The organism is Pseudomonas sp. CM27, assembly GCF_013179515.1.
Taxonomy (GTDB): Bacteria; Pseudomonadota; Gammaproteobacteria; order Pseudomonadales; family Pseudomonadaceae; genus Aquipseudomonas.
The window spans coordinates 1-11,817 of sequence record NZ_JABMCN010000190.1 but is presented as its reverse complement, the minus strand read 5'-3'; the positions used below and the strand labels follow the sequence as shown (position 1 = coordinate 11,817).

The following is an 11,817-nucleotide window of genomic DNA, read 5'->3' as shown; positions in this document are numbered from 1 at the left end:
GCCGGTGCTGTCGGTGAAGCCGACCACTTCGATGGTGTTCTGGTTGAACTGCTTGAACGAACCGGCCAGGTTGTTCAGCGGCTGATAGAAGCTTGGCGCGATGTTGGCCGAGTCGGTGGCAAAGGTGATATTGCCCGGCATGATCAGCTTGATCTGGTCACCCTGGCGCTGCACTTCCACACCGGTGTTGGCCATTTGCGCACGCAGTGCGGCTTCCTGCTTGTCGGCGTAGTAGCCATAGCCGGCGGCGGCGGCACCCACCGCGGCGGCGCCGATCAGTGCACCCTTGCCACGGTTGTTGTGGTCGATGGCGGCGCCGGCGACTGCACCGGCCAGCGCGCCCAGGCCGCCGTATTTGGCGGTCTTGCTCATCCCCGAGGAGCCCTGCGCCTGACCCTGGTTGTCATAAGGGTTCTGGCCGGCACAGCCGGTCATCAGGGCCGCGGCAGTTGCGACGATAATCAGGCGACGCATGGTGAACATGGACAAGCTCCTACTGAAATTCATAAATGCGGCAGATCGCAATCGGATCTATGCCAGCCTTGGAACGCTCGGGCGACGAAAAATTCCGTGAAAGCTTTTTCACCGGCCATCACGCACGCACGAAGGGATTTTCGCGCATCTCGTCACCCAGCCGGGTATCGGGCCCATGGCCGGTCACCACGATGGCTTCTTCGTCCAGCCGGTACAGCCGCTCCTTGATCGAACGAACGATAGCCCGCTGGTCGCCGCCCCACAAATCGGTGCGGCCAATGCCACGGCGGAACAGCGTGTCGCCGGCGATCAGCAGCTTGGCGTCGGCGAACCAGAAGCTCATCGAGCCCGGGGTGTGGCCTGGCGTATGCAAAGCCACGCCGCACCCGCAGGCCAGCTCCTCGTCATCAGCCAGCCAGTGGTCTGGGGCCGGTACCGGCGTGTACGGCACGCCGAACATCTGGCACTGCATCTCCAGGTTGTCCCACAGGCTCTGGTCATCCTTGTGCAGGTGCAGCGTGGCGCCGGTCAGCGCCTTGAGCTTGCCCGAGGCGAGGAAGTGATCGAAGTGCGCGTGGGTATGGATGATGCTTGCCAGCGTCAGGCCGTGTACCTGCAGGCGGGCCAGGATCTTCTCCGGGTCACCGCCCGGGTCGACGACGATGGCCTTTTTGGTCAGCGGGTCGCCGATGAGTGTGCAGTTGCACTGCAAGGGGCCTACGGGGAAGGTTTCGCGAATGAGGGCAGGCGATGGATTCTGCATGATAAATACGAAAACCGTTTAATCGAATAGGGTTTGCACGCGAGCCAATGCATCAAGGATGACAACCTCGGGTACCGACTCAATGCGTTTGGCGAGGCGGGCCTCAAGGTCCACTGTGCGTATCTGGTTGCAGAGCATCACACCCTGCGTTTGCGTTCCCGCACCGCTGAGCGTGACAGCGAAACCTGCATGCCTCGCAAAACCACCTCCTTGGGTGATAGGGATGATCACAGCCAGGCCTGCTGCATTAAAAGCTGCCGGAGTGAGCACTAGTGCAGGTCGCCCTATGCCCTGCTGCTCTCGCCCAGCTGCAGGGTCGAGGTTGACGCGAACAATATCGCCCCTTGCAAACTTGACCCGCTTCACACTTCACGCCCTACTGGGCGCATAGCGTTCCAGTCAGCCAAATCCTCTGGCTCCGGTGCGTTCAGGTCGCACTGTGCCATCAACTCTTCAAGGGTGTACTTAGGTTTTGACCTGACGGGCTTAAGCACCAGCGCCTCACCCGTTGCGTCCAGGTTCAGGGTGGAACCGACACCGAGTCGCATCTGTTTGAGCACTGCGGCGGGCAAGCGGATGGCGGCGCTGTTGCCCCACTGCTGAATCTTGATTTGCATGAGTATCTCCCAAGGTAGATACATAGTAGAAACCCTCCAGATGATTGCAAGCGAAATGTAGAGACGTAGTATCTACACTGTCATTCGGCGGCTCAGGATAAAAGCCCTGCAATCACGTGAAGGAAATACCTTACATCACCTTGGGAAATGACTTTCCAACTGAAAACATTCGAAACACCATGTCCGTCATGTTCAAGGCAGGAACAACCTGAACAACCCGCCCCCAAGTGCTCCGCCATTGGAAATCTCGATCCGCCCGCGCACCCCGCCGCTTTCATGCAGCGCCGCAATCCGCGCCGCAAAATACAGCCCCAGCCCGGTACTGCCGCTGGTGCAGTCGATGCCCTGGATGTACTCCTCCTGGCGCTCGAGCATGCGCTGTGGATAACCTGGGCCGTCATCGTTGACGCAAATGGCCAGCTGGTTGTCTGCTTCTTCAATGGTGATCAGCAAGGCGTGGCCGGCAAAGCGGGTGGCGTTGGTGATGACGTTGGCGATTACCGAAGCCACCAGCTCGCGGTCGAAGAAGCCCAGCGGGTTGTCGGTATCGATGCGCCAGGTGGCGAGGATGTCGTTGTGCTTCAGCACTTCCTGGTGCGCGGCCAGCTGTGCTTCGATGAAGTCGTCCAGCTCGTGGTAGTCCGGGCACACCGGCAACTGGTTCACACCCAGTTTGTACAGCCCCAGCAACTGCACCAGCATGCCGTTGAGGTGGCGAAACTCGTGCTCCATGATGCCCTGCTCGGCCCCCCCGCGCAGTTCCTCGGGCAACCGTTCGACCCACTGGCTGTGGGACTGGATCAGCGCCGCCAGGGAACTCTTCAGGTCGTGCACGGTGGAGGCGATCACCGTGGAAAAATCCAGCCCCTGATTGTCTTGATTCATGCGCCGAACACTCGGATGTGCAGTTTGCGGTAACGGTCATAGCGGTTGTCGCTGCCAGGGATACCGGACACGCTGGTCAAGGCGTCGCGGCACTCCTGCATGATCGCCGGCTGAGGGTTGTCACCACCGATGCGCAGCAGCGCCTGGGCGGTGTTGAGGGCAATGCTGATGTTCTTCGGCTGCAAACCCAGCGCCTTGCGGAACAACTGCAACGCCTCGCCGAGCTGCCCTCCCTGGTAACTGCGCACACCCTGGCGATTGAGGGTGACCGCTTCGGTAATGGCGTTGAGCACGTTGGGGTCGTCGGTCAGCTTGCCCACTTTTTCCATGACCTTGGGGTCATCGCCATAACTTTCCACACAGCTTTTCAGCACGCCGATTGCGGCGGCCTCCTGCCCCATCGCCTGCAACTGCGCGGCAACGGTCAGGGCCGAATCGACCGAGAAGAACTGGTTCATCTTGTCCAGGCGCTGGATCGCCTGTTCGGTCAGTTTGCCGGCGGTTTCCGGGTCGCCGGCCTGCTGCAGGCTGGCGGCCTTCATCATCCGCGCACGCACTTGCAAGCCCTGGTCTTCGGGGTTTTCCTTGGCCACCTCGCTGAGCGTGGTGTTGATTTCTACCCGGGTACGGGCGTCCAGGCCAAAGCCTGCGTTCTTGCTCATCAGCGCCTGCACCAGGCCAAGGTTGTTCTCGGCATCCTTGTAGCGCGAGCTCTGGCCTTGGTTGACGGCATGGCGGAACGCTTTCGACGCGCTCTCGAAGTCCTCGTTCTCCAGCGCCAGCTTGCCCAGCTTCGACTGCCGCCGCACCGAAAGCGGTGACAGGCGCACGGCTTCTTCAAGCAGGTTCTGCGCGCGCCTGGTTTCGCCTTGCGCCACCAGTACCTCGGCCATGCCATCGTAGAGGGCTGGCATGATCGGGAACGCCTTCAGCGCCTGCTCGTAAACCCCCTGGGCCTGGGCATTCTGGCCGCGCTTGTGCATCAGCGCGCCTAGCGCCGTGTACACCCACGGCTGCGGACGGCTGGCCAGGATAGCCTTGAGGAATTTTTCCAGCTCGTCGAAACGGTTGAGGTTGCGCAGGGCGTCGGCCCGGTAGCGCAGGCACAGCGGCGCCAGACGCGGGTCCTTCTTGCACAGTTCGGCACAGGCCGCCAGCACCTCGGCCGGGCGATTGCGGTCCAGTGCCTGCAGAATCGGCTTCAGCAGCGTTTTGCGCTGGAACAGCTTCTCGACACGCTGGGCCAGGCCAACCCGGTTGAACGGCTTGGTCAGGTAGGCATCGGGCTCGTGCTCGATGGCGCTGAGGACAATGGCCTGGCTGCTCTCGGCAGTGACCATGATGAACACGCACTCATGGCTGATGTGCTTGTCGATGATCAGGTCTTCGAGTACCTGCTGGCCGTTCTTCTTGCCGTCGCCCAGGTGGAAGTCCTGCAGGATGAAGTCATAGCGCTTTTGCGCGCACATGCGCAGCGCCTGCTCGCCGCTGTCGGCGGTGTCCACATCGCGCACGCCCAACTCGCGCAGCATGGAACGCGTCGACGTGCGGAAGTCGGTAAAGTCGTCGACGATCAGAAAGCTCTTTTGCCCGTACTGCAGCATCAACACGACCTGCCTTGGAATGATTGAAAAATCGCGCGAGGCGATGCCACCGATCGCTGTATCGGCAGCTGGTCGGGAAAGATGAGGGTAGAGCATTGCGGGCCACAAACCATGGCGCCAAGCCATCACTTTAGCGGGCAATGCCCCGCACGACCAGCCTCACACCAGCAGCCCCAGGGATTTGGCCCTGGCCACCGCCTGGGTGCGACGCTCCACCCCGAGCTTGCTGTTGATATGGCTGGCATGGGTTTTCACGGTATGCAGCGAAATGAACAGCCGCTCGCTGATCTGCTGATTGGAGCAGCCCTGGGCAATCAGCTCGAGCACAGCCAGTTCACGGCCGCTGAGGGCCTCGCTGCTGCCGGGGCCCACACTTGGCAGCGGCGGCAAACGCTTGAGCAGCTCTGCCCTTACGGGACAAGCGCCAGTAACCTGCAACTGCTCCTGCAGCCACTGCGGGTGCCGCTCCAGCAGGGGCTGGAAAGGCTGCAGTACGCCCCCCTGGGCGGCCTCCAGCAACCCTGGCAACAATTGCACGGCCTGCCCTTCCCGGCCTTCGTCCAGCAACAGCACGAGCCACTGGCTGAAGGCACTGACCGTGAGCATCATGCCGCCACTGGCCTGGCCACGCTCGACCAGGGCCGCCAGACGCTGAACGGCCTCATCACGGCGTGACTGGACACGCTCGAGCAACGCCTGCTGCAATTCGATGTGCAATGGCAGCAGCGGGTGGAACTCCGGCGCCGCCGCCGGTTGCTCGCCGCCATAGGTCTGGCCCAGGCGCAGCAGCCAGGACTCGGCAAGGTCGGTGCGCCCTTGGGCCAGCCACAGCTCGCATTTGACCAGGGTGATCATGGCCAGGTAGTACACCGGCGGCACATCCCAGATGTGCATCAGCCGTTCGGCCTCGGCCAGTTCGGCAAAGGCCTCGGCAAAATGCCCCTCCCGGCCGTCAAGCGTGGCAATCACGCAGTGGCCGATGAGCACGCTGATATCCCGGCAGGCCCGCGCCTCGCCCAGCCCCGCGCGCAGGCGCGCACGGCCCTGGGCTGGCTGCAGGCGCGAGACCAGCAGATAGCCCTCGTACAGCGTCAGGCGCGCGCGCACGGCATACAGCCGCTGCGCCGACAGCCCTTGCAGGCGCTGCAAGCCTTGGCGCACTTCGTCCAGCGCGCGCAATACTTCGCCACGGGCGTGCAGCACCCGCGCGCGGTCGTAATGGGCCAGCGCCTCGAACAGCGGGTTGCCGACCCGCTGGGCCAGTTCCAAAGCCTCGCGGTTCCAGCCGCGGGCCCGCCAGAAGTCTCCATCGGCAATGGCCAGGTTGGACAGCGTCGACAGGCAAACCAGGCGTTGGCCATAACGTTTGTTCGGCAGGCTCTGCAGCGCTTCGCCGCAATAGGCCAGGGTCAGCTCGCGGTCGCCCCGCCCCCGGGCGATGACACCACTGAGCGCCAGCCACTGCGCCAGCATGGACTTTTGCGCGGTTGCCGATGGCGCGGGCAGGAAGCGGCTGAGGTAACCGGCCAGCTCCTCGGCCGCGTCCAGCTGGCAAGCCAGGCCCAGCGCCCAGCTGTACAGCACGATCAGCCGCGGCGTGCTGATCAGCAGGCTGTCGGGCAGGTCCATCTTCCAGCGCAGCAGCATACCGACATTCTGTTCTGCCAGCAGTTGCTCTTCGGACAAGCTCTGCACCAGGTCGGCGGCGACATCCAGGTGGCCGGCACGCAGTGCCTGCTCCACCGCCTCGTCCAGCAGGCCTTGGGCTTCGAACCAGCGACAGGCCCGCAGGTGCAGGCCCGACAGCGGTTCGCTGGCCTGGCGGCTGCGCAGCAGGTCGGAGAACAGGTGGTGGTAGCGAAACCAGTGGCCATGCTCGTCCAGCGGCACCAGGAACACTTGATGCGCCTGCAGGAAACGCAGCACTGCGGCACTGTCGTGACGCGCGCGCAGGGCGTCGCAAAGGGCGGCGCAGAAACGCTCCTGGCAGGCGGTTTCATACAGGAAGGCCTGGACCTCGGCAGGCAGCATGTCGATGACTTCTTCAAGCAGGTAGTCACGGATCAGGCCTTCGCCACCGTGCAGGGCCTGGGGCAATGCCTGCTCGTCAGCGCTCTCGCTGGCCGCCAGTTGCCAGAAGCGCAAACCGGCAACCCAGCCATCGCTGCGCTGAATCAGGTTGTCCAGGGCCTGGCCGCGCAAGCCGGTGGGCTGGCGGCCAATCACCGCCAGCGACTCTTCGGCAGTAAGGCGCAAGTCCTGTTCGTTGAGCTCGACCAGTTGCCGGGACAGGCGCAGGCGTGCCAGGTGCCAGTCCGGGCGCTGGCGGCTGGTGACCAGCAACACCAGGCCGGGAGGCAAGTGGTTGAGGAAGAACTGCAGGCAGCGGTCGAGCACCGGCCCCTGGGCCAGGTGGTAGTCGTCCAGCACCAGCAGCAACGGCGTATCGGCTTGCAGGTAGAGCGCGAGCTCGTCGAGCAGGCCGTCGAGCCACTCCTCGAAGGCGAACGGCTGATGCCGCTGGCGCATCTTCAGCAGGCCCATGGCCTGGCCGCCCAGCGCCGGGCAGTACTGCTGCAAGCCTTCGAGCAGGCGCTCGAGAAAGCGGCCAGGGTCGGCATCGCGCTGGCTCAGGCCCAGCCACAAGCTGCGCCAATGCTCAGGTAATGCTTCGCAAAACTCGATGGCCAGGGAGCTTTTGCCGAAACCTGCCGGGGCATTGACCAGCAGCAGCCGGCCAGCAAGGCCGGCGTGCAAGCGCTGACACAAACGCAGGCGCGGGACATGGCCGTCCGGCAGCGGCGGCCGGAAGAAACGCCCGTCCAGCAGGCCCAGGGCCTGGCTGGCGAATCCATGCGTACGGGACAGATCTGTCATGGCCTTCTCGTTCCGGTTGGAAGACTACGGCGATATGAATGCTTGCGAGACTAGCGGGTAACGCTGCGCATTTGAAGATGATGGGAACAATTGCCCTGGAAAAGACTGCGACAAAAAGCAACATGGCTGATGGACAGGGGCTGGGGCGGGGGTTTGGCGAGGTATTCAGCAGGTTTATTGCCAGACCATAAAAAAAGCCCCGGCAAGCCGGGGCGTTGTTGGGTCAGGCAGGGCTCAACGAATACCCGACTGGCGCAGCGCTGCAGGCTGGAAGTCAGCCTTGCTGGCACTGAAGCCGAAGTCGTAGGCGCGCTTCTCTTCGTTCTTCATGCCCAGGGCCAGATACCGACCCGACTGCAGGTCGTAGATGGTTTCCAGGGTGTACCACGGCACTTCCACGTTGTAGTACGGCTGGGCGTGTGCCTCGGAAACGCGCCACAGCTGGCCACGGCCGTCGTACTGGTCGATCACCGCCGCCTGCCAGGTGTCTTCGTCGATGTAGAAGTCACGCTTGGCGTAGATGTGCCGCTGGCCCGGCTTGAGGGTTGCGACCACGTGCCAGACGCGGCGCAGCTCGTAACGGGTCAGGTCCTGGTTGATGTGCCCGGCCTTGATGATGTCGGTGTACTTCAGCTTGGGGTCATCGAGCTTGAAGGCGTTGGACGCGATATACAGCTCCTTCTTGCCCTCCAGCTTCCAGTCGTAGCGGTCTGGCGCGCCGTTGAACATGTCCAGGTTGTCCGAGGTGCGCAAACCATCGGCAGCGGTGCCCGGGCCGTCATACGACACCTGCGGCGCCTGGCGCACGCGACGCTGGCCGGCGTTGTAGATCCATGCCTTGCGCGGCTCTTTTACCTGGTCGAGGGTTTCGTGCACCAGCAGCACGGTACCGGCCAGGCGCGCCGGTGCAGTCACTTCCTGCTTGAAGTAGAACAGGATGTTGCCCGGGTTGTTCGGGTCGTAGTCCTTCATCTTGTCGCGGAAGACGAACTGGTCGGAGAAGTAGACCGGGTTGAAAGAGCCGTTCTGCTGCGGCGTGGCCTGGGTCACCAGGCGGCTGACGCTGCCACCGCGGTAGCGGGTGATGTGGTTCCAGATCACCTCCAGGCCGCTTTTAGGGATCGGGAACGGCACGGCGGTGCGGAAGTCGTTCAGGCCGTTGCCGCCTTCCACCAGGGTGGCCTTGGTGGCGTTGGCCTTGATGGCGGCGAACACGTCGGCAGGCGCGGTGGAGCCTCGGTGGGTCTTGAATACCGGGATCTTGAAGGTGTCGGGGTAGCGCTTGAGCATCGCCAGCTGGCCTGGCGAGAGCTTGTCCTTGTACTGCTCGGCGTTTTGCGCGGTGATGGTGAACAGCGGTTTTTCACTGCCATACGGGTCGGACAGGAAGCCCTTGCCGTCAACACTGCCCGCAGTCTTGGACAATGGCTCCCACGGGCCGATCGAGCCATCGGCATTGCCGGCCTTTTCCGCGCCCATCGGGGTCAGGGTGCTGCCCAGCTTGGCCGCCTCGTCGGCGGATACCGCAGCCATGACGCTGGTCGCCAGCAGGGACAGGCCCAGTACACCGGCTTGCAGCAGACTTCTGGTCTTGTTCATGTCGTGTCGTCCTGGATCTGAGTGCTTAGAAGTTCACGCCGAAGCTGAGGGCGACAAAGTCGCGGTCATCCACGGTGCTGTACTTGCCGTCGAAGAAGTTGGTGTACGACAGGGTCGCCGTGTAGGTGTTCTGGTATTCGGCATCCAGACCCAGGCTGACAGCCTTGCGGCCTTCCTCGAAGTTGGCGCCCGGGCCAGGCGAATAGCCGGACACGTCGTGCGACCAGGCCACGCTCGGCTTCAGGTTGATACCGGCGAACACGTCGTTGTAGTCCCAGATGACACGCGCGCGGTAACCCCAGGATGTGCTGGTGGTATAGCCGTCGTTCTCGCACTTGCGGTTCAGGTTGGTGGTGGAGGCACCTGCACCGGCACCGGCGATGGTGCTGGCATTGAGTGCCTGGCAGGTGTCTGCACCGCCGGTGGCTGGCAGCGGGCCGGGGCCGAATACCGGATCGCGACCGTAGCGTGTGTCGTGAGCGTTCTCCAGGCCGCCGACGTGGGTGACGCCCACCTCGCCCACCACGGTCATGCGGCTGGCGCCCATCACCTGGTCGAAGAAGTGCGTGAGGGTAGTCTGGAACTGGGTGATTTCCTTGCGGCGATAGCCGTGCAGGTCCTGGCCGGGCGTGCCCGCCAGCAGCGAAGCGTTGGTCAGTGCACCGCCCAGTGGACGAACACCGGCAAACAGGATATCGGTGGTGTTCAACTGCACCGGGGCGTTGGGCCGGTAGCTGACCTCACCGCTCCAGGCCGTGCCGGTTGGCAACGTGGTAGAGAAGCTCAAGCCGTACAGGCGGATGTCTTCGGGGTACTCGACGAAGTACTGCGAGTTGCCCGCCACGATCAGCGGCGCCAGCGCACGCAGCTGTGCCGGCAGGCCGGCGATGCCGGAGAACACCGACGCCGGGGCGCCGGTGGCGCTGAAGATCGGCGCACGGCTGTGGTAGTTCATGAAGTACGCGCCAAATTCGGTGTCCAGCGGCTCGAACATGTAGCGCATGGCCACACCGAACTGGCCGCTGTCCCGCGCATCACGGTCGGCGCCACGGCGCACCATCACGCCCTCTTCGTTGATGTTCACGCCCTGGGTGGCGAGGAACTGCTGCGCCGCGCCAGGCACCGCCCGGCTGCTGTTGAGCACGCGCAGGTTGTCGGTACAACCGTCGGCGATGATGTCTGGCTGGGAGAAGAAGGTGCCGCAGTTGTCGACGACCGTCTGGTCCCATTCGAGCTGGTAGAAGGCTTCGGCCGACAGGTTGTCGGTCAGGCTCTGCGAGATGTAGAACATGTTGACCGGGATCAGGCCTTCCTTGATCTCGGCCCCCGGGCGGCGGAACGCCGACACGTCGATGGGGTTGATCGAGTTGATGCCGCCGCCGATGAAGGTACTTTCACCCCAGCTCACCACCTGCTTGCCGAAGCGCACCGAGCCGGGTTGATCGCCGATGGCGTAGTTGTGGTAGACGAAGGCGTCGAGCAGTTCGGCGCCGGACGACTTGGCGCCCTCCTTGCGGTTGGAGTCGCTGATGTCCTTGAACTCGCGGCTTTCATCCTTGAGTTCGAAGTCGTACCAGTACTTGCCGCGCACGAACACGCCGGTGTCGCCGTACTTCAGCTCCAGGTCATGGATGCCCTTGAAGATCTTGGAAAAGGTCTCGCCTTTCTTGAAGTTCAGGTGGCCATCGTCGGATGTCTGCGACAGGCCCTTGCCGCCGTTGTTCACCCCGATCAGGTTCTTGTTGGGGTTGGCGGTCGACCAACTGGCGCCAATGGAGAGCGACGAGTCGAACTGGCCTTCGATTTCACCGATGTTGAAACTGACAGCGAAAGCAGGACTTGCGAGCGTGGAAGCAAGGCTGACGGCCAGGGGCAGCTTGGCCCGGCGCCAGAACAGGTTTGCAGATTTCATCGACGCTACTCCATGTACTTTTTTTGTTATGGCAGTGAGTCCTTTCAGAAACGGCCCGTGCGACCGGTATGCAGGCTTGCGCCCGCGGCGACATGTGTTGCGCATGCCGCCCTCCCCCTTCCTGAAAATCCCCTGGCCCCGACTATAGCCAGCAAGGCACAGGCGCTTGATCCCTCTAAAGTGTGATTTGCGCTCCGTGCCGCCAACTCGCTGTGATATTTCTGCGATCACGCGCTGGCAGTGCTCAAGGATGGCGCATTTTTGCCATTTGGCAAGGCACCGACCGCTCTAGCATGCGGGTCGTATTCTGACGCATACGACCCGCAGGGTGGTTACAGCGTGGAAAGGAACGCGCTGTTGCTGGCCTGCCACTGGACGATGTCCTGGCGGATGCGTTTCTTGTCCAGCTTGCCGACACTGGTCTTGGGAATTTCAGTAACAACGGCGATCTGGCTTGGAATCGCCCATTTGTTGATGTGACCTTGCTCGACAAACGGCTTGAGGTGGTCCTTGAGCGACTTGGCGTCGATAGACTGGCCGTCGCGCACCACCAGCAGGGCAAACGGGCGCTCGCCCCACTGCGGGTCGGCCACCCCCACCACCGCCACTTCACGCACCGCCGGGTGACGGCTGACCAGGTCTTCGAGGTCCAGCGAGGAAATCCATTCGCCACCGGTCTTGATCACATCCTTGATGCGATCGCGGATGTCGATGTAGCCCATGCCATCGAGCGTGGCGACATCACCGGTATGCAGCCAGCCGCCCTGCCACAGCTCCTCGCTCTTTTCCGGCTCCTTGAAGTAGCCCATGGTCAGCCAGGGTGCACGCAGCACCAGTTCGCCCTGTGTTTCGCCATCGGCGGGCAGGAAGTTGCCGTCGCCATCGACGATGGCAGCCTCCACCAGCGGCACCGGGACCCCCGCCTTGATGCGGTAAGTGACGCGCTCATCTTCGCTGCCGGCCTGCAATTCGTCGTTCAGGTGCGCGGCGGAGATCAGCGGGCAGGTTTCGGACATGCCATACGCCGCAGTCAGCTGAATGCCGCGCGCCAGGGCAGCCTGGTACAGCGAGCGGTTCAGCGCGCTG

The 11,817-nt window shown here is 63.1% G+C and carries 10 protein-coding genes; all 10 read right to left on the bottom strand.

Annotated features, from left to right (window positions below; genetic code table 11):
* Window positions 1–483, bottom strand: a 483-nt coding sequence (locus HP547_RS21030) for an OmpA family protein (protein ID WP_172287335.1), incomplete at its 3' end; no start/stop codon positions are given.
* A 109-nt stretch (window positions 484–592) separates the two neighbouring features.
* Entirely contained in the window at window positions 593–1,237 is a 645-nt protein-coding gene (locus tag HP547_RS21025; RefSeq protein ID WP_172220006.1) for an MBL fold metallo-hydrolase, read from the bottom strand.
* Between the two features lie 18 nt (window positions 1,238–1,255).
* Window positions 1,256–1,603, bottom strand: a complete 348-nt coding sequence (locus HP547_RS21020) for a type II toxin-antitoxin system ChpB family toxin (protein WP_172220003.1) — start codon at window positions 1,601–1,603, stop codon at window positions 1,256–1,258.
* On the bottom strand, window positions 1,600–1,878 hold the full coding sequence (locus HP547_RS21015; RefSeq protein WP_172287334.1) for an AbrB/MazE/SpoVT family DNA-binding domain-containing protein: 279 nt from the start codon (window positions 1,876–1,878) through the stop codon (window positions 1,600–1,602). Before HP547_RS21015 ends, HP547_RS21020 begins: the two co-directional genes overlap by 4 nt.
* A gap of 168 nt (window positions 1,879–2,046) precedes the next feature.
* Window positions 2,047–2,739 carry a sensor histidine kinase KdpD gene (locus HP547_RS21010; RefSeq protein ID WP_172287333.1) on the bottom strand — a complete coding sequence of 231 codons (693 nt, stop codon included), beginning with the start codon at window positions 2,737–2,739 and terminating at the stop codon, window positions 2,047–2,049.
* Window positions 2,736–4,343 carry a tetratricopeptide repeat-containing response regulator gene (locus tag HP547_RS21005; protein ID WP_172219994.1) on the bottom strand — a complete coding sequence of 536 codons (1,608 nt, stop codon included), beginning with the start codon at window positions 4,341–4,343 and terminating at the stop codon, window positions 2,736–2,738. Before HP547_RS21005 ends, HP547_RS21010 begins: the two co-directional genes overlap by 4 nt.
* A gap of 159 nt (window positions 4,344–4,502) precedes the next feature.
* On the bottom strand, window positions 4,503–7,220 hold the full coding sequence (locus HP547_RS21000; protein WP_172287332.1) for a LuxR C-terminal-related transcriptional regulator: 2,718 nt from the start codon (window positions 7,218–7,220) through the stop codon (window positions 4,503–4,505).
* Between the two features lie 234 nt (window positions 7,221–7,454).
* Entirely contained in the window at window positions 7,455–8,819 is a 1,365-nt protein-coding gene (locus HP547_RS20995; RefSeq protein WP_172219988.1) for a DUF1329 domain-containing protein, read from the bottom strand.
* 25 nt (window positions 8,820–8,844) lie between these two features.
* On the bottom strand, window positions 8,845–10,731 hold the full coding sequence (locus HP547_RS20990) for a DUF1302 domain-containing protein (RefSeq protein WP_172287331.1): 1,887 nt from the start codon (window positions 10,729–10,731) through the stop codon (window positions 8,845–8,847).
* Window positions 10,732–11,063: 332 nt separating this feature from the next.
* On the bottom strand, window positions 11,064–11,817 hold a 754-nt coding region (locus tag HP547_RS20985), incomplete at its 5' end, for an AMP-binding protein (RefSeq protein WP_172287330.1).